The 23,387-nt window shown below is 67.0% G+C and carries 14 protein-coding genes; 4 read left to right on the forward strand and 10 right to left on the reverse strand.

Features of this window, described 5'->3' with window-relative positions; all coding sequences use genetic code 11:
- Positions 1 to 150 precede the first annotated feature (150 nt).
- Both LK996_RS03535 and LK996_RS03540 read right to left on the reverse strand, forming a co-directional pair.
- Positions 151 to 1,566, reverse strand: a complete 1,416-nt coding sequence (locus tag LK996_RS03535) for a sulfatase-like hydrolase/transferase (RefSeq protein WP_230525773.1) — start codon at positions 1,564 to 1,566, stop codon at positions 151 to 153.
- Between the two features lie 357 nt (positions 1,567 to 1,923).
- Positions 1,924 to 2,310 carry a lipocalin-like domain-containing protein gene (locus tag LK996_RS03540; protein ID WP_230525774.1) on the reverse strand — a complete coding sequence of 129 codons (387 nt, stop codon included), beginning with the start codon at positions 2,308 to 2,310 and terminating at the stop codon, positions 1,924 to 1,926.
- Positions 2,311 to 2,471: 161 nt separating this feature from the next.
- On the opposite strand from LK996_RS03540, the gene LK996_RS03545 reads away from it, so the two are divergent.
- Positions 2,472 to 4,451: a M2 family metallopeptidase gene (locus LK996_RS03545; RefSeq protein WP_230525775.1), complete on the forward strand. Its 1,980-nt coding sequence runs from the start codon at positions 2,472 to 2,474 to the stop codon at positions 4,449 to 4,451.
- Positions 4,452 to 4,506: 55 nt separating this feature from the next.
- Here LK996_RS03545 and LK996_RS03550 read toward each other — a convergent pair whose 3' ends face one another.
- Entirely contained in the window at positions 4,507 to 5,091 is a 585-nt protein-coding gene (locus LK996_RS03550; protein WP_230525776.1) for a hypothetical protein, read from the reverse strand.
- A gap of 211 nt (positions 5,092 to 5,302) precedes the next feature.
- Positions 5,303 to 7,339: a protein-L-isoaspartate(D-aspartate) O-methyltransferase gene (locus tag LK996_RS03555; protein WP_230525777.1), complete on the reverse strand. Its 2,037-nt coding sequence runs from the start codon at positions 7,337 to 7,339 to the stop codon at positions 5,303 to 5,305.
- Positions 7,340 to 7,433: 94 nt separating this feature from the next.
- Between LK996_RS03555 and LK996_RS03560 the strand changes: the two genes are divergently transcribed.
- The 3 genes from LK996_RS03560 to LK996_RS03570 all read left to right on the forward strand — a co-directional run bounded on the left by LK996_RS03560 (position 7,434) and on the right by LK996_RS03570 (position 10,172).
- Positions 7,434 to 8,540: an aromatic ring-hydroxylating oxygenase subunit alpha gene (locus LK996_RS03560; RefSeq protein ID WP_230525778.1), complete on the forward strand. Its 1,107-nt coding sequence runs from the start codon at positions 7,434 to 7,436 to the stop codon at positions 8,538 to 8,540.
- 73 nt (positions 8,541 to 8,613) lie between these two features.
- Complete coding sequence (locus LK996_RS03565) at positions 8,614 to 8,904, forward strand: hypothetical protein (RefSeq protein WP_230525779.1); 291 nt, start codon at positions 8,614 to 8,616, stop codon at positions 8,902 to 8,904.
- Positions 8,905 to 8,906: 2 nt separating this feature from the next.
- Positions 8,907 to 10,172: a multidrug effflux MFS transporter gene (locus tag LK996_RS03570; RefSeq protein WP_425493699.1), complete on the forward strand. Its 1,266-nt coding sequence runs from the start codon at positions 8,907 to 8,909 to the stop codon at positions 10,170 to 10,172.
- A 132-nt stretch (positions 10,173 to 10,304) separates the two neighbouring features.
- Here LK996_RS03570 and LK996_RS03575 read toward each other — a convergent pair whose 3' ends face one another.
- From LK996_RS03575 to LK996_RS03600, 6 genes are all read right to left on the reverse strand, one after another.
- Positions 10,305 to 13,427 (reverse strand): efflux RND transporter permease subunit, encoded by a 3,123-nt coding sequence (locus LK996_RS03575; protein WP_230525780.1) that lies wholly within the window; start codon positions 13,425 to 13,427, stop codon positions 10,305 to 10,307.
- Entirely contained in the window at positions 13,427 to 14,524 is a 1,098-nt protein-coding gene (locus LK996_RS03580) for an efflux RND transporter periplasmic adaptor subunit (protein ID WP_230525781.1), read from the reverse strand. The genes LK996_RS03575 and LK996_RS03580 overlap by 1 nt, the downstream gene beginning before the upstream one ends.
- Before the next feature lie 20 nt (positions 14,525 to 14,544).
- Positions 14,545 to 14,751, reverse strand: coding sequence for a hypothetical protein (locus LK996_RS03585; RefSeq protein ID WP_230525782.1), 207 nt, complete (start codon positions 14,749 to 14,751; stop codon positions 14,545 to 14,547).
- 200 nt (positions 14,752 to 14,951) lie between these two features.
- Positions 14,952 to 18,113 (reverse strand): AfsR/SARP family transcriptional regulator, encoded by a 3,162-nt coding sequence (locus LK996_RS16665; protein ID WP_230525783.1) that lies wholly within the window; start codon positions 18,111 to 18,113, stop codon positions 14,952 to 14,954.
- A 39-nt stretch (positions 18,114 to 18,152) separates the two neighbouring features.
- Positions 18,153 to 20,267, reverse strand: coding sequence for a mechanosensitive ion channel domain-containing protein (locus LK996_RS03595; RefSeq protein ID WP_230525784.1), 2,115 nt, complete (start codon positions 20,265 to 20,267; stop codon positions 18,153 to 18,155).
- 208 nt (positions 20,268 to 20,475) lie between these two features.
- On the reverse strand, positions 20,476 to 23,142 hold the full coding sequence (locus LK996_RS03600) for a M1 family metallopeptidase (RefSeq protein WP_230525785.1): 2,667 nt from the start codon (positions 23,140 to 23,142) through the stop codon (positions 20,476 to 20,478).
- Positions 23,143 to 23,387 lie beyond the last annotated feature (245 nt).

Below are 23,387 nucleotides of genomic sequence, written 5' to 3' on the forward strand. Positions count from 1 at the left end.
CTGAATTGGCCATGGCGCTAGCTCGCAAGGTAGAACGTTGATGCTCTCCTTCATTGCGCGAGACCGCGACGGAAAAACAACTGGCCTGCAGTCCGTAAATCTACGTAGGTCGCCGGTTAGGCCAAGTGTCCGCTCTGTCGTAAGCGGACATTAGGCATCCCCGTCCAACTGCCGAGGTGACAGCCGGTCACTGAGTGACGGCGGGGCTTGTGCTCGCTCCGGGACATGGCCCAACGCGGCACCCGCGGGAATCAATGGCTCGCGGGCGACGCTGTCATGGAAGTCGCGCAGGAGTCGACCGAAGTGCGCCATCGTCCATGAGTGCAGGTAGACGGGATTGAATGGCTCGCGTTCCTTGGGATCGACGATCAGGTTGATGACGTGCGGCGAGTTGAGTGGCAACGCGGGATCGGTTGCGTACTTCTGGTCAACCAGCACCATCTTGAAGTTCTGCCACTTGACGCCGTACATCCGTTCGCCGTTCCAGAAGATGAAGCCATCGCGGTTCGAGTGTTCCTGTTCTCCGCGCAGGAATGGCGCCTGGTCTTTCCCGTCGATTTCGCGATCGCCCGGCGCCGCGATACCGGCGAGGTTGAGCAGCGTGGTGAACCAGTCGGTGATATGGACGATCTCGTTGCTGGTCCGATTCACCGCGATGCGTCCGGGCCAACGCACGATGCAAGGCGTGCGCAGCGATGCTTCCCTTCCAGTGAAATAAGACCCGTCGAAATAACCGCCCGTGCCGCGGTTCAGCAACATCTCCTCGTTGCCGTTGTCGCCGGCGAATACGACGATCGCATCGTCGCGGAGGCCGAGCGCATCAATCTTGTCCAGGAGGTCGCCGAAGTCGCCATCCAGTTGCATCAGGCTGTCGGCCCAATCGCCGTTGCCGCTTCGGCCGCGGTATTCGTCGCGCGGCACGACCGGCATGTGCATCAGCGAGTGGTTGAAGTAGAGCAGGAAGGGACGCGACGCGCGCGCAGCCGCTTCCATGAAGGCAAACGCCCGGCGCTTGTACTCCACGTCGACATTGCGCTTGAGATCCCAGGTCAGGCGATCCGCTTTCCTTGTCTTCTCACCCTTGCGGCCTTCCATCATGTACGACACAGGGTCGCGCTCTGGGTCGTACCAGGGATCGGTCTCCCAAAACGCTTCGTCGTAGGAATGCGGCGGTCCGTACCACTCGTCGAACCCATGGTCGGTGGGCCAGCGCCCGTCGCTGTCGCCGATGTGCCATTTCCCCATGCACATGGTTGCATAGCCGGCTTCGGAGAACAGATCGCCTAGCGTGCGCTCCCACGCGACGATGCCCGCTTCCGTGCCGGCCAGCGCCACCGTGTGATTGCCGGTGCGAATGGCATATCGCCCCGTCATCAACGCCGTACGCGACGGCGTGCATTGCGCCTCGGGCGCGTAATTCGTGAGTCGAAAGCCTTCCGTCGCGAAGCTGTCGATGCGCGGCGTTGCCGCGCCCCGAAGGATGCCGCCGCCGTAGCATCCCAACTCGCCATAGCCGAGGTTGTCGACATGGAAATAGACGACGTTGGGAGGACGGAGCGACGCCATGGTCCAGCACCGGGGAGGGACACGCCCAGTGGACTCGTTGGCGCAATCCCGGGAAACCGAAAAACCAAGGGCCGGGGTTCAGTAGAACTACTGATCGGTTCAACTTGAGATGGTGAATGGATGTCCAGGCGACCATGGTTATGGCTGGGATGTCCGCTTTTGGCCGATAGCGGACATTGGATCCGCGTAATCGCCGCCAAATCTTCGTCCCGATGCAAAACCGAACCTGTCGTCGGCCCGCTGTATAGCGTTCCCATCTCGCCGGAAGGCGTTGCAAACCCCTTCGGAGTCCTTGCGAACCTCTCCGGAGTCATCGCGGACCTCTCCGTAGTCGTCGCGAACCTCTCCATCGATGCGTCATCGCCCGTCGCCCGCGTCGTCCTGCCTCGTGTACTCGCGCACCTGCCCACCGGCATCGACGAGGCGCATGCGCTCCGGGTCCAGCGCCATCGTGTAGCGCTCCTCGAAGTCCAGCGTGGCGCCATTGCCGAGCGATTTGCCCGTCAGCACGAGCGCATCGCCTTCGAGGCGCCAGCGCTCGTGCTGCAGCGTGGCGGTGTTGATCGACTCGGCCGTGCCGTCGTCGCGCAGGGTGAACCCTTGCACTTCGCCCGGCAGGCCGGGGATGGGCTCGATCCAGGTGCCGACGGGCGCGTCGGGTGCGATGGCAGGCTCGCTGCTGCAGCCGGCGATGAGGGCGAGTGCGAGCAGCGAGGCCGCCGCAAGGGAATGTCGCGCGTTCATGAATGCTCCGCAGATTGGGTGCGCCGATGCTTCCGTTTGTGCGCAGAGCGCTCAAGACGAGCTTTCCCGCGCACGCACCGCCCGTCTCCTTCCCGCCCACACGGCCGCTTTGCTAGCCTCCCCCGGTCGCGCCTTCGGGCGCCCGCACCCAGGATCGTCCCGTGAAGCCACGTCATCTCCTGCTCGCCGTCGCCGTGACCGCGGCCGTCCTCGCGATCGCCGGCTGCAAGAAGCAGCCCGCCGAACCGGCGCAGCCCGGCGTGACCGCGGCGCCGGAAGGCGAGACCGCGGACGAGTTCGTCGCGCGCGTCAACGACGAGATCCGCAAGGGCTACCCCGAACTGACTTCCGCGCAGTGGTTGTCGTCGACGTTCATCAACGACGACAGCGAGCGCGTGTCGGCCAAGGCGAACGAACGCTTCCTCACGCAGCTGCGCGGATGGATCGAGCAGTCGCGCAAGTACGAAGGCCAGGAGCTGAAGCCCGACACCGCGCGCGCGATCCTGTTGCTCAAGCAGCAGGCCGCGATGCCGCCGCCGAAGGATCCGGCGAAGCTGGAAGAGCTCACGACGCTCGCCACGCGCATGGAAGGCATGTTCGGCAAGGGCGAGTATTGCCACGGCGAAGGCACCGCGCGCCAATGTTCCAAGCTCGGCGACCTCGAAGACATCCTGCGTAGCAATCGCGACTACGACGCGCAGCTCGATGCGTGGAAGGGCTGGCACACGATCGCGCAGCCGATGCGCAAGGACTACGTGCGTTTCGTCGAACTGGTGAACACCGGCGCGCGCGACATGGGTTACGCCGACACGGGTGAACTGTGGCGTTCGGGCTACGACATGACGCCGGCGGAGATCGCAGCGGAAACCGATCGCCTGTGGGGCCAGGTCAAACCGTTGTACGAACAGCTGCATTGCTACGCGCGCACGCAGTTGCAGGCGAAGTACGGCGACCGCGGCACGGTGCCCGGCGCCATGCTGCCCGCGCACCTGCTCGGCAACATGTGGCAGCAGGACTGGAGCAATTTGTGGGACATGATGGCGCCGTATCCGAATGCCGGCGACCTCAACGTCAGCGCGAAACTCAACGACCTCGCGACGCAGGACTACAACCTCGCGCTCGCGCAGCATGACGGCTCGCCGACGGCCGAAGACCTCGCCGACATGCGCCAGGCCGGCCGCCTCGCCACCGCGAAGCACATGACCGAACGCGCGCAGGACTTCTACACGTCGCTCGGCATGCAGAAGCTGCCCGCGAGCTACTGGGACCGCACGCAGTTCATCCAGCCGCGCGATCGCGACGTCGTGTGCCACGCCAGTGCGTGGGACATGGACATGGCCGGCGACGTGCGCACGAAGATGTGCATCAAGCCGAACGAGGAAGACTTCACGACCATCTACCACGAGCTCGGCCACGTCTATTACTACCTGGCGTACAACAAGCTGCCGCCGCTGTTCCAGACCGGCGCGCACGATGGCTTCCACGAAGCGATCGGCGACACCATCGTGCTCGCGATGACGCCGCAGTACCTGCAGTCGATCGGCCTGATGGGGGAACAGCAGCAGAGCGAACAGGCGCTGATCAATTCGCAGATGCGCATGGCGCTGGCGAAGGTGTCGTTCCTGCCGTTCGGCTTGATGATCGACCGCTGGCGCTGGGGCGTGTTCGACGGTTCGATCAAGCCGGAGAACTACAACCAGGCGTGGTGGGAACTGAAGGCGAAGTACCAGGGCGTCGCGCCGACCACCGCGCGCGGCGAGGAGTTCTTCGATCCGGGCGCGAAGTACCACGTGCCGGCCAACACGCCGTACACGCGCTACTTCCTCTCGCACATCCTGCAGTTCCAGTTCTACAAGGCGCTGTGCGACACGGCCGGCTTCAAGGGCCCGCTGCACGAGTGCAGCTTCTACGGCAACAAGGAAGCCGGCGCGAAGTTCCAGGCGATGCTCGCGCGCGGCGCGAGCCAGCCGTGGCAGGCGACGCTGAAGGAAATGACCGGCAGCGACAAGATGGACGGCGCCCCGGTGCTCGAATACTTCGCGCCGCTGCAGGACTGGCTCAAGAAGCAGAACGAAGGCAAGACGTGCGGGTGGAATGCGCGGCCGATGGCCGCGGCGCCGGCCGCTGCCTCGACGAAGTAAGAAAGGGGGTCAGAGCACTATTTCGAAAAGGTGCTCTGACCCCTGTTTCCAGTCGTCAGCATCCGCTGCTGCGCGTCGTCCCATCGGCTTCGAGTGCCTTCGCGAGATCCTGCGCGACGGCTGTGGCGGTCTTCGCGTCCGACGAGCCGAGGCTGATGTGGCCCCTGATGTCGAACTTCAGGTTGACCACGTCGTCCTTGAACTTGATCGCGCCTTTCACGCCCGCGAAGTCGCCGGTGCCGTCCACGACTGCGTGTTCGCATCGACCATGGATCTCCTCCGTGAACGTTGCATCCGTGTACTTGCCGGTGAACGTGTAGGTCGTCTCGAACGTGCCGCAGGTCGTGCCGTTGAGGCAGCCGACGAAAAGCTCGGTCCCCTGTTCGATGTACGTGCCGCTCGGGTTCAACCTCGACGCGGAGACGTACGTGTACCAGCAACCGACGAGGCTCCCGGACAGATCGATCGGCGGGTAATCGCCGAGGTTGGCGGGCGGCGTGCCGATGGGCGGTTGGCACGCGTCGTTGAAGACGCCGACGGCGGAGATCTGCGTGGTGCCCGCAGTGGTTGGCATCGCGAGGATGGCAAACGTCAACGCAGTCAACGCAGCCGTGATCGATGCGACTCGGTGCGCTCTCATGTCGCTTCTCCTGGTGGATGGGGTCGCGCGAACGCGCGACGCCGCGATTCTCCCGGCCGCCTGGCGATGCGTCGTTCCCCAAGGCGGGGGGAGGCCCGAAAGGGGCACGCGCAAAAAACAGGAGCAAAAACAGGGGTCAGAGCACTATTTCGTTGAAATAGTGCTCTGACCCCTGTTTTTTCTCTCTGTTTTTGCTCTCCTGTTTTTGCTCTCACAGCCCGAAGGGATAGGTATCGGGCACCGCGCCTTCGCGCGACGCCGCAGGCATCGCCTCGACGGCGCGCGTTTCGTCGAACCACACGTACGCATCGAACTGTGCGGGCATCACCGCCTGCGCGTAGTGGCTGTAGCGCTCGGTTTCGGGGCGATACACGACACCGATGAAACGTTCGAGGCGCGGCGTCGACAACGCTTCGCGCAACTTCTCGTGGTGGCCTTCGCGCAGGTCGAGCAGGTAACGCGACACGCGCGCACCTTCGTGGCCCGCTTCGTGGCACTGGCGCTCGTAGCTGTCGGGCAACGACGGGCGCACCGCCATCACGTCCATCGGTGCATCCCAATCCGACGCGGCGGCCACTGTGCCTTGATGCGTGCCGAAGCCGATGGTCGCAGCCTCGCTACCCCACCGCTCCTTGCACAACTGCCCGAGGTTGAGTTCGCCGCGCATCCCCATCTCGGTATGGCGCGCGTCGCCGATGTGCGAGTTGTGCGCCCACACCACCGCGCGCGCGTGCGGGCCGCCAGCGCCGAGCAATTGTTGCAGCGTCTCGAACATGTGGCGGTCGCGCTGGTTCCAGGACTCGGCGGCGCCTTCGTACATCGTGCGGTAGTACTTCTCCGCGTTGCGCACGAGGCGGGCGTTCTGGGTGGCGTCCAGCCAGCTCGTGGCGTCGTCGCCGGCCTCGTCGCCGTCGTCTTCGGCGAGATACGCCTGCCGCTTCTGCAACAAATCGATCAACATCTCCACCGCCGCCTTCTCGCACAACGCATGCCCCGCGTGCACCGACATGCGTCCGTACTCCGCGGGATCGCGCACCCATGGCACGAGGCATGAATAACGATGGCGCGCGACACGCGCTGCTTCCGGATCGACCGAGTCAAGGTAGTCGATCACCGCGCGCATCGACGCGCCAAGGCTGTACAGGTCGAGGCCGAACAGGCCCGCGCGATCGTCCGCGGGACGCCCGTCGTTGTACGCATGCAGCCACTGCACCAGGGCCTCGAACTCGCGATTGCGCCACATCCATGTCGGGAAGCGCTGGAACGGCGCCTCCGCACCTGCGCGCGGTGGGCGATGGCGCACGAATCGATCCAGCGCCGCCATGTCCGGCCAGTCCGCTTCCGCTGCGACGATGCGGAAACCATGCGCCTGCACGAGACGCCGCGTGATCGCATCGCGCGCACGATAGAACTCCGACGTGCCGTGGCTCGCTTCGCCGAGCAGCACGACGCGCGCGTTCGCGAAGCGATCGAACAGTTCCCCGAATCGCGCGTCGCCGAAATCGGGCAGCGCTTCCGCAGCCGCGGCGATCCTCGAAGGCAACGATGTCACCGGCGCATGATCTCGATCGTGCACCACCGGCATCGGCCGCGAGCCATCCTCTGCCCAGCCGTACGTCCCGATCAACGGGACGAACGCGACGGCGTCGAGATCCTGCTGCTCGAAGCGGAACTCGTCGACGCGCGTGACGCGCACGAGCCGCTGGTGATGCAACGACTCCCCCACCGGCATGACGAGTCGCCCGCCAAGTGCAAGTTGCTCCTTCAGCACATCGGGCACATCGGGTCCGCCGGCCGCCGCGAGGATCGCGTCGAACGGCGCAGCCTCCGGCCAACCGCGCGTGCCATCGCCGGTGCGCACTTCGATGTTGGTGTAGCCGAGTTCGCGGAAGCGGCCGCGCGCGAGTTCGCTCAACGGGTCGAGACGCTCGATCGTGAACACGTCATCGGCGATCTGCGCCATCACCGCCGCCGCATACCCGGAGCCCGTGCCGATCTCCAGCACCCGATCGCCGGGCGCTATGCGCGCAAGTTCGATCATGCGCGCGACGATGTACGGCTGCGAGATGGTCTGCCCCGACGCGATCGGCAGCGGCGCGTCTTCGTACGCGTACTCCTGCATCGCGTCGTCGACGAAGCGTTCGCGCGGGACCCGGCGCATGGCGTCCAGGACGTGCGGCTCGTCCACGCCACGCGCGGCGATCTGCCTGCGCACCATCTGTTCGCGTTGGGGGCCGAAATCCTGCATGGCGTCTCGTTCCACGGGCACCTTAACCAACGCGGAGTGGAAGCCCCGTGACCCGGCCGCGCGCGCAGGCCGCGCCGGGTTCATACTCGGCGGCATGAACGAAACGAAGTCCTTCGCTGCCGTGCCGGCGCCGCCGTCCGATCTCGCCCCGCAGCCGCTCGAACACGCGACCGCCCTGCCCGCGCGCTTCTACGCCGATCCCGCGTTCGTCGCGGTGGATCGCGCGCTGATCTTCGATCGCGGCTGGCAACTCGTCGCGCACGTGTGCCAGTTGCGCAACGCGGGCGACCACGCGATCGCGGATTTCGCCGGCTTGCCGGTGATCGCGGTGCGTGGCGCGGACGACGTTATTCGCGTCTTCCACAACGTGTGCCGCCATCGCGCCGGTCCGCTCGCGCAATGCGACGGCCTGGGTGCGAAGGCGTTGCGTTGCCGCTATCACGGCTGGACGTACACGCTCGACGGCACGCTGCGCTCCGCGCCGGAGATGGCGAGCGCGCCCGACTTCAACGTGTCCGACGTGAAGCTGCCGCAACTCGCCGTGCGCGTGTGGCAAGCCATGGTGTTCGCCTGCGTCGACGAATCGCACGCGCCCGCGTTCGATGCGTTCGTCGAAGGCATCGACGCGCGCATCGGTCCGGATCGCAAGCTCGAGGACTACGGCCACCACCATCGCGTCGGTTACGACGTGCCGTGCAACTGGAAGGTGTACGTCGACAACTACCTCGAGGGCTACCACGTCCCGCACATCCATCCGGGGCTCAACCGCCTGCTCGACTACCGCAGCTACGTCACCGAGACGCACCAGTGGTATTCGCACCAGTGGAGCCCGCTGGAAAGCGACGAAACGCTCTACGGCGGCGGCGACGCGCTGTACTACTGGATGTGGCCGAACACGATGCTCAACATCGTCCCCGGCCGCATGCAGACCAACAAGATCATCCCGAAGGGCGCCGACCTGTGCCGCGTGGAGTTCGACTTCTACTACGCGATGGACGAAAGCGACGCCGGCAAGGCACGCCGCGCCGCGGACCTGACGTTCAGCGACGAGGTGCAGGTCGAGGACCTGACGATCTGCGCGGACGTGCAGCGCGGGCTGTCGTCGGGGTCCTACGTCCCGGGGCGCCTGAATCCGTTGCGCGAGAACGCCGTCCACCATTTCCACGAACTGCTGCGAGCGGTCTACCGCGGGGGCAAGTAAGCTCGTTCATGCGGGGGAACCCGCCTCCTCCGTAGAATCCCCGCTTCGTCCCACACCTCCAGGAGCGATCGCCATGCGCATTGCCCCCATTGCCCTCGCCCTCTCCGCGGTCCTGTTCGCCGCGTCCGCGCACGCGCAGGACGGACGCAAGACCTTCACCGGCAGCGGCGCCTCCGAGAAGGCCGCATGCGATGCGGCCAACAAGGCCGCGCGCGACTGGGTGAAGCAAGGCAAGTCCGCGGGTCGCGCGCGCGAACTGCTCGAAGACGCGCAGTGCGCGTGCACCGGGTCGGGCGGCGCGCAGTCGTGCAAGCTCGATGTCGCCGTGCGCGACGAGCAGCACGAGGAAGAAGAGGAACGCTGAGCGTGGACGCGCCAAGGAAGGCTGCCTCCCACATCTCGCTTCGCCGCCTCGCCCTGCTGCTGGGCGGGCTGGCGATGTTCGGCCCGTTCTCGATCGACACGATCTTCCCCGCGTTCCCGCAGATGGGTGCGCAGTTGTCGGCCGACAAACTCGCGATGCAGCAGACGATCAGCGTCTACCTGGTCGCGTATGCGTTGATGAGCGTCGTGCACGGGCCGTTGTCCGATGCGATCGGACGGCGGCGCGTGATCCTCGGCGGGCTGTTCGTGTTCACGCTCGCGTCGGTCGGTTGCGCATTGGCGCGCGACCTGCCCACGTTGCTGTGGTTCCGCGCGTTGCAGGGACTGAGCGCGGGCGTCGGCCTGATCGTCGGTCGCGCGGTGATCCGCGACGTGCTGCATGGCGACGACGCGCAACGCCTGATGAGCCACGTGTCGATGATCTTCGGCATCGCGCCGGCGATCGCGCCGGTGATCGGCGGCTGGATCCTCGGTTGGGCGGCGTGGCCGGTGATCTTCTGGTTCCTGGTCGCCTTCTCGATCCTGCTGTGGTTCGCGACGTTCTTCGGCCTGCCGGAAACGCATCCGAAACCCGCGCGCCTGCCGTTGCGCGCCAAGCCCCTGCTGCGCGACTACGTTGCGATCTTCCTCAACCCGCGCTTCCAGCGCCTCGCGGCCGCGGGCACGTTCAACTTCGGTGCGCTGTTCCTGTACATCGCGTCGGCGCCCGCGTTCGTGCTCGACCTGCTGAAGCTCGACGAGCGCAGCTTCGCGTGGTTCTTCGTGCCGATGATCGGCGGCATGATGTTCGGCGCGTATCTCTCGGGCCGCATCGCCGGGAAGATCAAGGGCATGACCCAGGTGTGGATCGGCTTCGCCTGCTGCGGGCTCGCGGTCGCAATGAACGTCGCCTACAACCTGCTCGTCGCCGAACCGAGCGTGCCGTGGGCCGTGCTGCCGATGATGCTGAACTCGTTCGGCATCGCGCTGGTGTTCCCGATCCTCACGCTCGCGATCCTCGACATGTATCCGCGCCAGCGCGGCAGCGCGTCGTCGTTGCAGGCGTTCACCGGCCTGGTGTCGAACGCGGTGATCGCCGGCGTGCTGTCGCCGTTACTCAGCCACGCCGGCATCCACCTCGCCCTCGGCGCCGCGACGTTCACCTTCCTCGGGTGGGCGTTCTGGCGCTGGGAGATGCATGTCAATGCGCGATTGCCGAAGTGCCCGCCGGGTGAAGCGGCGGCGCTGGAGCCGACGGAGCGGTTGTGAAGTAAGGCCGGGAAACGGGAAACGAAACGCGGGAAACGGGAGATGAACCCCGCTTCGGCTCGGAGGTCTGTCGGCCGAAGTGAATGCGTCCCTCCCGTTTCCCGGGTTTCCCGCTTCTCGTTTCCCGATGCATCAGGCCGGCTGCAACCCCGCGTCAATCGCCTCCCCCCGCACGATCGCCGGCGAATCGCGCCGCACCCGATACGCCCACGCATACAACGTCGGCAGCACGATCAGCGTCAGCAGCGTCGCCACCGACAGGCCGCCCATGATCGCCCACGCCATCGGGCCCCAGAAGGTCGAGCGCGTCAGCGGGATCATCGCGAGGATCGCGGCGAGCGCGGTCAGCACGATCGGGCGGAAGCGGCGCAGCGTGGAGCCGACGATCGCTTCCCACGGCGCGATGCCCTGCGCGAGGTCCTGGTCGATCTGGTCGATGAGGATCACCGAGTTGCGCATGATCATGCCGGCGAGCGCGATCGTGCCGAGCAGCGCGACGAAGCCGAACGGCACGCGGAAGATCGCGAGGATCAGCGACACGCCGATCATGCCGAGCGGCGCCGTGGCCACCCCCAGCGCGGTCTTCTTCATGTCCTGCAACTGCATCATGAGCAGCACGAGGATGATGCCGATCGCGAGCGGCACCACCGCGCCGATCGACTGTTGCGACTTCGCGCTCGACTCCGACGCGCCACCGACTTCGATGCGATAGCCGAGCGGCAAGTCGTCGACGATCTTCTGGATGTCGGGCCACACGCGCGCGGTGACGTCCGGTCCTTCCGCGCCGACGACGTCCGCACGCACGGTGACCGTCGGCACGCGGTTGCGGCGCCACAGGATGCTCGACTCGCTGCCGAGTTCGATGCGCGCGACTTGCGACAGCGCCACGTACTTGCCGTCGCGCGTGTACAGGCGCACGTCCTTGATGTTGTCGAGGTCGGTGCGTTCGCCGATTTCCAGGCGCGTGACGACATCGATCAGCTGGTCGTCTTCGCGGTATTGCGTGCTCGCATGGCCGGAGAGCGAGTTTTGCGTGGTGTCGGCGATCTGCTTCGACGACACGCCGAGCGCGCGCGCCTTGTCCTGGTCGACGATCAGGCGCACGGTCTGCAGGCGTTCGCCGAGATCCGAATTGACGTCGCGCGTGGCCGGGTCCTTGCGCAGCACGGCTTGCACTTGCTCGACGATGGCCGCGAGTTTTTCGGTGTCCGGCCCGCTGATGCGCAGGCGCACCGGATAGCCGACCGCGGGGCCATTCTCGAGGCGCCCCACGCGACCGCGGAGGTTCGGGAAGTCTTCGCGCATCATCTTCTCGATGCGCGCGTACACGCGCTCGCGCCCTTCCTCGCCGTCCTTCGTCATCACCATGACCTGGCCGAAGTTGGTGTTCGGCAGCTGCACGTCGAGCGGCAGGTAGAAGCGCGGGCTGCCCATGCCGATGTAACCGGTGACGGCTTCGACGTCGGGATCCTTGCGCAGCTTTTCTTCCAGGCGCGTGACGGCGCCTTCGGTGGCTGCGATGCTCGCCGCTTCCGGCAGCCACAGGTCGACCATCAGTTCGGGGCGGCTCGACGCCGGGAAGAACTGCTGCGGCACGGCCTGGAAGAGCGCGAGCGCACCGACGAACATCGCCGCCGTCCAGCCGAGCACGAGACCGCGACGCTTCAGGCAGGCTTCGAGCAGGCGGCGGAACATGCCGTAGAACCCGCGATGCGTGTCGATCGCATGGTCGTGCGCGTGCGCGCCCTGCTTGTTCGCATTCTTCTTGTGTTCGGGCAGGAGCTTGTAACCGAGGTACGGCGTGAACAACACCGCGACGAGCCACGACAGGATCAGCGCGATGCCGACGACCTGGAAGATGGAGATCGTGTATTCGCCCGCGCTCGACTTCGCAAGGCCGACCGGCAGGAAGCCGACGGCCGTGATCAGCGTGCCGGTGAGCATCGGGAACGCGGTGGCGGTGTAGGCGAAGCTCGCCGCGCGTACGCGGTCCCAGCCCTGTTCGAGTTTCAGCGCCATCATCTCGACCGCGATGATCGCGTCGTCGACGAGCAGGCCGAGTGCGATGATCAGCGCGCCGAGCGAGATGCGCTGCAGATCGATGCCGAGTGCGTACATGACGAGGAACGTCATCGCCAGCACGAGCGGGATCGACAACGCGACCACGATGCCCGTGCGCCAGCCGAGCGAGAGGAAACTCACCGCGAGCACGATGACGATCGCTTCGGCGAGGCTCTTGGTGAACTCGTGCACCGAGTCCTGCACGACCTTCGGCTGGTTCGACACGGCGTGGATCTCGACGCCGACCGGCATCGCGGCCTGCACGCGCGCCACCGCCGCGTCGAGGTCGCGGCCCATGCGGATGACGTCGCCGCCTTCGCGCATCGCGATGGCGAGGCCGATCGCGTCCTTGCCGTCGAAGTGCATCTTGCTTTCGACCGGATCGGTGTAGCCGCGATAGATGCGCGCGACGTCGCCCAGGCGCACGCTGCGCCCGTTGGCCTGCAGGCCGATGTCGGCGATGGCTTCGACCGAATCGAACTCGCCGGTGATCTTCAGCGCGACGCGCTGCGGGCCTGCCTGCACGATGCCGGCCGGCGCCATCGCGTTGGTTTCGCGCAGCGTATCCTCGACGATGCGCGGGTCGAGGCCCAGCGAGGCAAGCTTCGCGGACGACGTCTCGACGAAGATCTTCTCTTCCTGCATGCCGATGTACTGCACCTTGCTGACATCGGGCACGCGCAGGAATTCATCGCGCGCCTGATCGACGAACTTGCGCAGCTCCGCGTACGAGAACCCATCGCTCGTGAACGCGTACAGGTTGCCGAAGGTGTCGCCGAATTCATCGTTGAACGCAGGACCCTGCACGCCCTCGGGCAACTCGCCCTTCGCGTCGCCGAGCTTCTTGCGGATCTGGTACCACACGTCCGCGACGCGCTCGGGCGGCACTTCTTCGCGCAGGCTGACGGTGATCTGCGAGTAACCTGGCTTGGAGAAGCTCGACAGGTAATCGACTTCGGCGACTTCCTGCAGCTTGCGTTCGATGCGGTCGGTGACCTGCTGCGCGACCGCATCCGCGTTCGCACCCGGCCACTTGGTCTGCACGACCATCGCCTTGACCGTGAAGCTCGGGTCTTCCGCCTGGCCAAGATGGTGCCACGCGAAGAGGCCGCCCGCGCCGAACAACAGCATCAGGAACAACACGAATTGCGGATGGGCGATCGCCCACCGCGAGAGGTTGAAGGACTTGAGCATTACGTGCGCTCCGGCTGGCGCTTCGGCGCGATGTCCGTGCGCACCTTCTGGTTCGGATGCAGCATGTGCACGCCCGCGGTGACGACGAGTTCGCCGTCGGCAAGACCGCGGCTGACGAGCACGCCGTCGTTCTGCGCCTGCGCGAGCACGACCGGACGCAGCGACACGCGCGAGGTCTTCGGATCGACCACCCACACATTCGGCTTGCCGTGCGGATCGTAGATCGCGGTCAGCGGAAGATGGCGCAGCGTGCCGGTGACGGGGAGCGAGACGTGCAGCTTCGCGGTCATGCCCAGGCGCAGCGCGTCGTCGGCGCCGAGCACGGTGATCTTCGCGGTGTAGGTGCGCGTCGCGGCGTCGGCGTCGGGCGCGAGTTCGCGCAGGCGGCCGACGTAGCGATGGCTCGGATCGGCCCACAGCTCGACCGACAGCGTGCGTGCGGTGCGCAGTTCGTCGACGCGCGATTCGGCGACGTTGACGAGCAGCTCGCGTTCGCCGCGTTCGGCGACGCGTGCGACGACCTGGCCCGGCGACACGACCTGCCCCGCTTCGCCTTCGATGCTCGTCACCACGCCCGCGACGGTCGAACGCAATGTCGTGTAGCCGGCCTGGTTGGCGACGACGCCGTTGTTCGCCTGCGCTGCACGCAAGGCTTCCTGCGCGGTGCGCAGGTTCATGCGCGCCTTGTCGAGTTCCGAACGCGAGACGTATTGCTTGTCGGCGAGTTGCATGAAGCGCTGGTAGTCGCCGCGCGCCTGTTCGTACTGGCTCTGCGCGGACGCGACCTGGCTGCGCGACGCGTTCGCGTTGAGCACCGCGTCGGTCGGATCCAGGCGGAACAACACGGTGCCCGCCGCGACGGTGTCGCCGACTTCGACCATGCGTTGCTGGATGCGACCCGACACCATTAAACCGAGCGCGGCTTCGCGGCGCGCGCGGATTTCACCGGAGTACGTGGCGCCGACGCCTTCGCCCGCGGCGCCGATGCGCACGGCGCGCACGGGGCGGATGTCTTCGGCGGGTGCGGCTTCGCTCGCGCAACCGGCGAGCGTGGCCAGGGCAATGACGACGGGAACGACGTGGGCGACACGGAACATGGGGGAACCTGCGAAAGGAATCAGTCGGCGGAAGGAGGAGGGACCTCCGGGCGCGCATCCCTGCGCGGCCCGCCACGCTGCGCGGGGGAACGCAGCACGGCCCAGAGTTCGGCGATGGAGTGGAACGGCCGCGCTTTCCCGGTCCGCACGTCCTCGACGACGCCGTCGACGCCGTCGCGGCCTTGCCGATAGATGCGAACCACGAAGGAACGGATGGGGGAGGTCACGCCGGGGCTCCGGGGAGGTCACGGAGAGGGTGGATGGGCGTGGGAGATTTATTGGCTACGGATTGGAAATAGGCGGGGAAACGGGAAACGAAGAGCGGGAAACGGGAGGGTGAGCGCCGCTTCGGCTGATGGTCCTGCGAGCCGAAGCGAAGGCCTGCTCTCCCGTTTCCCGCTCTTTGTTTCCCGTTTCCCCGCTCTTGCTACTGCTTCACCGCCTGGAACAGCCGCTCACTCACCGCCGACGGCTGCAATCCCAACGTGATCGACAGGATCTGCCTCAGCCGTTGATACGCGGCGATCGCCTCGCTGCGCCGGCCCTGGCGGTCGTAGCAGCGCATGAGGCCCTGGTAAAACGATTCGATGGCGGGGTCGGCATCGATGCCGCGCATGTAGGCGGCGATGGCCGCGTCGTCGTTGCCCTCGCGCTCGAACTTCTCGGCCTGGCGCGCGAGCGCGTGGATGAAGCGGCCGCGCAGGCGCTCGCGTGCCGCGACGGGCCAGGCTTCGCCTTCGTCTTCGACGAGGAAGGCGCCACGGTAGAGTTCGAGCGCGCGCTGCAACGGTTGCTCTTCCGCGTTCGCGTCGTGGCGATGCGCGGCCGCCTCCGCCGACGCGAGCGCCTGGTCGAATGCGAACACGTCGACCCACATGCGATCGGCCGCCAGCGAAATACGCCCGCCGCGTTGTTCGATCGCCGCCGCATCGCCGAGCAACATGCGCAGGCGCAGCACCGTCGCATCGAGCGCACGCGCGCCGGCATCGCCCTCCTCGTCCGGCCACAACGCATCCAGCAAGCGTTGCTCCGACACGCTGCGCCCGCCGAGCGCGATGATCGCCTTCAGCAATGCGAGCGTCTTCTTCGGCACCTTGCGCGAGAACGCGAGCGGTTGGCCGTCGCGCAGGACTTCGAAACGGCCGAGCGTGCGCACTTCGAACGGCCACGGCCAGCAGCGCGCGTCGGGGTCCGGTGCGCGCAGGTGGAATTCGCGAATCGCACGGCGCGCCTCGCCTTCCGCGATGCCGAGCTGCAACGCGGCGCCGTAGACCTCCGACAGCAAGGTGGGGTGCGTGCGCACCATGAACGCGCCCTGGTGCGCGTTCCGACTGGCGACGCTGCGTTCGATCAACGGACGCGCCTGTTCGATGCCGAATCGACGCAGCGCGATCCAGGCCTCCAGCGCATCGCAACCGAAGAGGTGCCGGTGGAGCGACGTGCCTTCGACGATCTCCCGCGCACGCGCGAGGATCGGCGCGACGTCCGCGTCGTGGTCCGCTTCGAACTCGCATACCGCGTGCAGCAGGCGCGCGCCGAAGCGCAGCCACACCGGTCCGTACTCGTCCATCTGCGGCACCATCTCGCGCGCGATGCCGACGGCCGATTCGTATTCCTGGCGGTGGATCGCGATCCAGGCGCTCACCGCGGCATCCAGCGCGCGATCGAGCTTGCGCGCGAACGTCCAGTACGAAGCGGCCTGCACGCGCTCGGCCTCGGCGGTTTCCGGATCGCCGGCGCACAGCGCGACGATCGAACGACCGAGATGGATGAAGATACGCAGCGGCGGCAGCAACAACGCGTTCCTGTCGGCGATCGTCCGCGCTTCGTCGTAGTGCCGCATCGCTTCGACGTCGCGGCCCTGCTTGTCGCGGAAGTGCGCGAGTTGCAGCAGCCACAACGCGTGGTAGGTGGGCGTCAGCGTCTCGTCCGCGATCCACGGCGCGACCATCGCGGTGATGCGCTCGGCGTCGTCCGACAATCCGCTGGTCTGGTAGTGCGCGAGCAACAACGTCGCCGCGTCGACGCGCGGATTCACGGGGATGTCGTCGCGCTGCAGCAGCACGTTGATGCGATTGATGCAGGCGTCGGTCAGCGCGGCGTCCGGTCGCTGGTAGCTCAGCGCGAACAGCAGCGCGGCGTTCACGCGCAACTCGGCGGCCGCCGCGGGAAATGCGGGCGGATCGTCCAGTTCCGGCAGCAGCAAGTCGATCCAGCGGTCGACCTGCCCGTGGTCGAACTCCAGGTAATGCGTGGCGAGCACCGCACCGATCGCGAGCACGCGTCCCAGGCGCTCCGCTTCGCCGAAGCGCGCATGCGCGACTTCGAACAATGCGCGCGCCTGCAACGCCGCGAACGGCGACAGGGCGACGCCATGCCACAACACCAGCCACGGCGAGGCATCCTGCACCTGCGGCGGCATCACGTCGAACCACGCCTTCAACGTCTGCACGCGCCCTTGTTCGAGCAGCAGCGGCGCGAAGCGCAGGACGAGCGCCGCGGCGGTCTGCCAGTCGCGGCCCGCCGCGGCGCAGTCGAAGGCGGCTTCGATCTGGCCGCCCTCGGCGAGCAGCGCGACGGCCTCGCGTCGAACGGCGAGCAGCGCGTCGGGATCGAGCGCGTGTTCGAGTTCCTGCACGAGGTAGGCGCGGAACAGGTCGTGGAACTGGTAGGCATCGCCGCGTCGTTCGACGAACAGGCGCTTGCGATAGAGTGTCTCGAGCGTGTGCTCCGCGTTCGGATCGTTGGCGATCATCGCGGCCTGCGCGGGCGTCGCGCGCGGCAGCAACGCAATGCGCATCAATTGTCCGCGCACGCCTTCCGGCAAGGCCCCGACGATCTGCGCGGCGAAGTACGCGAACAACACGTCGCGCCCCTCCCCGTCCGGCACCGACACCTCGGCGCCGTTGCGCTTCACCTGTTCGAGCGTGAGCACCAGGCCGACCGGCCAACCGTCGGCGTGCGCGTGGACGCTGCGCAGCGTCGCTTCATCGAGTTGCTGGCGCATCGATGCGATGCCGCGCGTCTCGTCGAAGGTCAGCCGCAGTTCGTCCCAGTCGAGCATCGCGATGCGGTCCGTCGCGCGCAGGCCCGCGCACTCGGGCGGCGGTTCGCCGCGCGAGGTCGCGACGATCACCACGCGCTCGGGGACTTCGCGCGCGATCGCTTCGAGCAACGCATGCAGCGGGGCGCCGGCGGGAAGCTCGTGGTAGTTGTCGAAGACGATCGCCGCGGGCACCTTCAAACGTTCGAACAGCGAACGGAAGTACACGCGCGCGAAGCCTTCCGGATCGGCCGCATGCTCGGTCGTGAACGGCGGCAGCGGTGCGTCCTTCTTGCGCGCGGCGGGCACCGCGCGACCGAGGTAATGGAAGAACGTCGCGAGGTCGCGGTCGCCGGAATCGACCTGGTACCAGATGCCGCCGACCTTGTGCGCCTGCAGCCAGCTCGCGACCAGCGCGGTCTTGCCCGCGCCGGGCGGACCGACGACCCACACCACCGGGCGTTGCGCGTCATCGAGGCGCGCGAACAGGCGTTCGCGCGGCAGCACCTGGTGGATCTTCGGCCGGGTGAGTTTCGCTAGCGGCACGTCGATCCCCTCTCCAGGACCAGGCCGCGATGATACGCCTCAGTGCGCTTTCGGTGGCGGGGCCATCTTGACCCCCGCGTCGGCGAACGCGCCCAGGATCATCAGGCGCAGGTCGCTCGCGATGCGTCGCCGATCCATGCCGGGCACGAGCTCGATCCAGTAGATCAGCGCGAAGCGCAGCCCGTTGTCGGCGAACTCCTCCAGCAGCACCGTCGGCTCCGGATCGTCGCGCAACTGCCCGTGGCGTTCGGCCGCCTCGCGCATCGCGTCGGACACCGTGCGCGGATCCGAATCGCCGTCGACGACCACCGCGAGCGACTGGCGCTGCACGCGCGTCCGGAAGGTCACGTTCTTGACGTTTTCCTCCATCAGCACCGAGTTCGGAATCAGCGTGTCGGCGCCGTCGGCGTCACGCACCACCGACGTGCGCAGGTCGATGTCCACGACCTGCCCGCGCAACGCGCCCACTTCGATCACGTCGCCGAGCCGGAACGGGCGCTCGAGGAGCACCAGCACGCCGCTGATGAGATTCTTGAACAGCGATTGCATCCCGAAGCCGATGCCGATCGCGACCGCGCCGCCGATGAACGCGAACGCGGCGAGCGGAATGCCCGCGATCACGAGGCTCCCGAGCACGCACGCGGCGATCAGCAAGGCCAGGATCCAGCGCCGCATCAAGCGCACGCGACCATCGTCCATGCCGCTCCGGCGACGCCAGCGTTCCCACCACTTCGTGAGCTTCACCGCGAAAAACAGGCCCACCACCAGCAGTAGCGGCGCCTGGATCACCTTGCCGACGATGACGCCGCGCGGCGCCTGGGTCTTGCGCCCGTCGACCTCGATTTCCTGGTTGACGGTGAACAGTTCGAAGTTCCAGAACCGCGACACTCCGTCGCGCACGAACGCCCAGCCCAAACGGAGGCGTTCGCGCCAGCCATAGATGCTCGCGCGTTCGTCGAAGTCCGCGCGCATGCGTTCGACGAGATCGATCAGGCGGTTCTCGTCGAAGCGCGCGAGTTGCACCATGCGGATGCGTTCGTCGAAGACATCGCGCAACGCGCGTTTGTCCGCGGCGTCGGGCGCGTCGGGGTTCTGCGCGAGTTCGGTCGTCAATCCGCCGCTGCGCGCGAGCAATTGGTCGGACAGCGTGTCGAGGTAATCATGGCGACGCTGCAGGCGCTGGATCAGCTCCGGGCCGTGGCGCGCCGCATCGACGAGCGCGCTCTCGTCGTGGTCGCGGTAAAAGCGCAATGCCGTCTGCCAGGCGATCTGCTCGGTGGAGAGGTTGAGGAGCGCTTCGCGTGCGAGCTCGAGGTCGATGTCGGCGTTGGCGATGCGTTCCTTCAGGAGTTCGAGTTGCAGCGGCGGCAGGCTGGGCGGTGCGCTAGCGAGTTCGTTGCGCGCGCGCTCGCGGGCGACGACGGTCGCGCCCATGTGGCGGCGCAGTTCGTCGCCGCGCGCGCGCAGGCGCGCGTCGACGGCCGCGGCGTCGGCAGGCGTGACGGCCACTTCGCGCCCGCGCGTCTGCGCAAGCCGCGCGGCGATGGCGTCGCGTTGCGCTTTCGCGTAGGCCTGCTGCACTTCGCCGAGGCGGATCATCATGTCGACTTCGGCGGTCGCCGATTCGACTAGTTCGGCTTCCAGTTTCATCAACGCCTGCACGTCGGGTGCGGCCCCCTGGTCGGCCAGCGTGCGCTGCGCGGCGACGCGGTTGGCGAGCTGCGTGGCCATCGACGTGCGTTCCTGCTCGAGCAGCGCATGGCGGCGCTCGCCGCTCGCAAGCTCCTCGTCGATGCGCTGGAGGTCGCGTCGCAGGTCGTCGAGCGCCAGCACGCCTTGCGGCGGCGGCGCCTGCGTGCGTGCGGGATTCTCGCTGAGGCGTTGCACGTCGCGGATCGCGAGCACCATGTCCTGGCGACGCTCGAGCGAGGCGAGCAGCTGGCGGCGCAGGAAATCGGCGCGGTCCTGGGAGAGGGATTCGGTCGAGGGGCCGAGCTGAGCGCGCAAGGCATCGACGCGAATGGCGAGCGCGTTGGTCGATGCCGGCGCTGGCGCTGGTGCCGGCGCGGACGGTGGTGTTTGCGCGTGCGCGAGACAGGCCATCAGGCCCAGTGCGAGGCCAATGATCCAGCGGGGAAAGACGTGCTCGGTCATGGTCGCCAAGCCTGGAGTCAGCGCGACAACAGATTGCCCACTTATAGGGAAACGGAGAATGGCGGGGAAACGGGAAACGGGAAACGGGAGGTCACGCCCCCTTCGGCCGATGGTCCCACCGGCCGAAGCGAAGCCCTCCCTCCCGTTTCCCGCTCTTCGTTTCCCGTTTCCCGCGCTTGCTTATCCCGTTTCCCGCTGTCGGAGGCGCTCAGCCCCCCTGCTTCTCCAACCACGCATCGATCTCGCCCATGCGCTCCTTGCGGACCTTCACGCGGTACTCGATGTTGGCGATCGCGGTCTCGGTCGGGCGACGCGAGCCGGCGGCGATGTGCTGGTCGGCGTAGGTGCGCAACTTGCCGACCATCGCCGGGTCGAGCGACGAACTCGCCAGGCCCGGGAAGTAGCGGCTCTGCGACGTCGTGTCGACGCGCTTGCCGACCGCATCGCGATTGGCGAGCGCGAAGTCGAACGCCTGGTCCGGGTGCTGCTGCGCGACGTAGGAAATCATGCCCGCACTGTTGGTCTCGCCCGGCTCGTCGGTGAGCGAGAGTTCGAGCGCGCGCTGCGCGATCTTCGGATCGTCGGCGATCGACAGCATCGTGTAGAGCTGGTCGCGCACGAGCGGCGTCTTCTCGGACTTCGCCATCGCGTGCAGCTTGTCCCACGTCGCGTCGTCCGCGTGCTCTGCGACGACGCCGAGGATCGTGCGACGCAGCGGCGCGGGCATCGCATTCGCATCGGTGGCCGACGCGGCGAAACGACGACGCGCTTCGGCGATCACCGCTTCGTCGCCCAGCTGCGACAACGTGCCGATCAGCTGCGTGCGCAGGATCGCGATCGGATCGGCTTCACCCGCCTTGGCTTCCCAACCCACGCGATCGAACGCCGGACGCAGCGTCTTGATCGCGAACGCGCGGAAACGTTCCTGGCGCTTCGCATCGTTCGCATAGTAACGGTCGAGCGACCCCATGCTGTCGGCGACGTCGCCCCAGATCTGCGGATCGGCATCGGCCGGCACGCGCATGGCGAGGTCGAGGTAATCCGACGCCGGCTGCAAGCCCCCCATGCCGAGCGACCACACGTCGTTCATCATGCCGAGCTGGTCGATCGGCGCGAGCTGCGCGAAGCCGTCGCGCAACTGGCCGAACTGTTCGCGCGTGTAGAGCGTGCGGTAGTAACCGCTCTGGCCCGCGTTCAACACCACCGGGCCGCAACCCGGCACCTGCAGCGTGCCCGCACCGCCCTGCACCACCGTGCGCGCGGGTTCGTGGCCGGCGGTCTGCGCGATCACCGGCACGCGCCAGGTCAGCGCCTGCTTGTTCGGACGATCGCGCGTGAACTCGCCCTGCTTCAGTTGCAGCGTCGTGTTGCCGTTCGTGCACGTCGCGGATTCGACGCGGATCAGCGGAATGCCCGCCTGCATCGTGAAGTCGTGCGCGATGTCGACGATCGGCACGCCCGACGCATCCTGCACCGCGCGCCACAAGTCTTCCGACTTCGTGTTGCCGTACGCGTGGCGCTTCATGTATTGGCGCACGCCTTCGCGCCACGCATCGCCGCCGACGTAGCCTTCGAGCATGCCGATCACGGCGCTGCCCTTCTGGTAGGTGATCGCGTCGAATGCCTGCGCGGCCTGCTCGACGGTCTCGACCTTCTGCACGACCGGGTGCGTCGTCGCGACCGCATCGAGGCCCATCGCTGCTTCACGCGCGCCGACCTTGCCGAGCACGGTGTTCCATTCCGGGTGCAGCTTCTGCGTGGTGCGCGCGGCCATCCACGTCGCGAACCCTTCGTTGAGCCACAGGTCGTCCCACCAGCTCATCGTCACGAGATCGCCGAACCACTGGTGCGCGATTTCGTGCGCGGCGATCGAGAACACGCCCTGCTTGTCGGACTGCGTGGAGATCGTCGGATCGAGCAGCAGCGCGTATTCGAACGTGTAGATCGCGCCCCAGTTCTCCATCGCGCCGAAGAACTGGCTGCGACCTGGCGAAGCGACGTTGTCGAGCTTCGGCAGCGGATACGGCGTGCCGAAGTAGTCGTTGTATTCCTTCAGCACGTCGGCCGAAGAATCGAGCGCGAACTTCGCCTGGTCGGCCACGCCGCGCTGCGTCACGACCCCGACTTCGGTGGGACCCTGCATCTTCGTCGCGCGGTCGAAGTCGCCGACGCCGAAGAACAGCAGGTACGTCGACATCTTCGGCGAGGTCTCGAACGTCACGCGCTTCAGCCCGTTGCCGACGTCCTTCGAGTCCTTGACCGGCATGTTGCTGACGGCCATCTGCTTCGACGGCACGTCGGCGGTGAGATCGAACGCGGCCTTGTGGTTCGGCTCGTCGAACGAAGGAATGAACTTGCGCGCGTCGGAGGCCTCGAACTGCGTGTACAGCGCGCGCTGCTTGCCGTCCTTGTTCTCGTAGTCGATCGCGAACAGGCCGTTGGCCTGCGTGCCGATCTTGCCCGTGTAGTCGGTCGACAGCACGTAGCTGCCGGGTTCGAGCGGCTTGTCGAAGGTGAAGGTGACCGTCTGCGCGTTCGCATCGATCGCGGCCTTCGGCACGAGCGCGGCGCCCTTGGCCTTCGCGGAGACGAGCCTCGTGTTCGCGAACGTCATGTCGACCGCGTTGAGCACCACCTTGTCGGTCGGTTCGAGCACATCGATGTCGATCGCGATCTTGCCGTCGAACTTCAGCGCCTGCGCATGCGGCACGACCGCGATCGTGTAATGCGTCGGGCGCACGTTGCGCGGGAGCTGCGTCGTCGCATCGACGACCGGCGGTGCGACATGCGGCGTTGCGGCCGCGGCCTGCGCAGAAGCATCGAGGGTGGCGCCCGCGAGGGCGATCGCGATGGCGGAAACGAGGAGGCGACGCATGCGGTGATCCTTGGGCGGGGCCGCCCGGCGGGCGGAACGCATCGATGGTGCAGGCGTCGCGGGGTCGGCCCCACTCCCGGAAGTCATGGAATCGGGTCGGGGTCGTCACGGGGTCGTCACCGTGTGCGGTTCGCCGGGTCGCAAATCGCAACGCGACGGTTCCCGCATGATGTTGAACAGGTTGCCGGGGGGCGCCATTGCGACTCAACGTCGGTGCGTCGCAATGACGCGGCGAAAGAAGGGAG

This window comes from Noviluteimonas lactosilytica (assembly GCF_020866925.1).
In the GTDB taxonomy this organism is placed as follows: Bacteria; Pseudomonadota; Gammaproteobacteria; order Xanthomonadales; family Xanthomonadaceae; genus Noviluteimonas; species Noviluteimonas lactosilytica.

Coding starts and splice junctions, on each gene's coding strand:
- LK996_RS03535 (WP_230525773.1), bottom strand. CDS start 1,566: ATGGCGTCGCTCCGTCCTCCCAACGTCGTCTATTTCCATGTCGACAAC.
- LK996_RS03540 (WP_230525774.1), bottom strand. CDS start 2,310: ATGAACGCGCGACATTCCCTTGCGGCGGCCTCGCTGCTCGCACTCGCC.
- LK996_RS03550 (WP_230525776.1), bottom strand. CDS start 5,091: ATGAGAGCGCACCGAGTCGCATCGATCACGGCTGCGTTGACTGCGTTG.
- LK996_RS03555 (WP_230525777.1), bottom strand. CDS start 7,339: ATGCAGGATTTCGGCCCCCAACGCGAACAGATGGTGCGCAGGCAGATC.
- LK996_RS03560 (WP_230525778.1), top strand. CDS start 7,434: ATGAACGAAACGAAGTCCTTCGCTGCCGTGCCGGCGCCGCCGTCCGAT.
- LK996_RS03565 (WP_230525779.1), top strand. CDS start 8,614: ATGCGCATTGCCCCCATTGCCCTCGCCCTCTCCGCGGTCCTGTTCGCC.
- LK996_RS03575 (WP_230525780.1), bottom strand. CDS start 13,427: ATGCTCAAGTCCTTCAACCTCTCGCGGTGGGCGATCGCCCATCCGCAA.
- LK996_RS03580 (WP_230525781.1), bottom strand. CDS start 14,524: ATGTTCCGTGTCGCCCACGTCGTTCCCGTCGTCATTGCCCTGGCCACG.
- LK996_RS03595 (WP_230525784.1), bottom strand. CDS start 20,267: ATGACCGAGCACGTCTTTCCCCGCTGGATCATTGGCCTCGCACTGGGC.
- LK996_RS03600 (WP_230525785.1), bottom strand. CDS start 23,142: ATGCGTCGCCTCCTCGTTTCCGCCATCGCGATCGCCCTCGCGGGCGCC.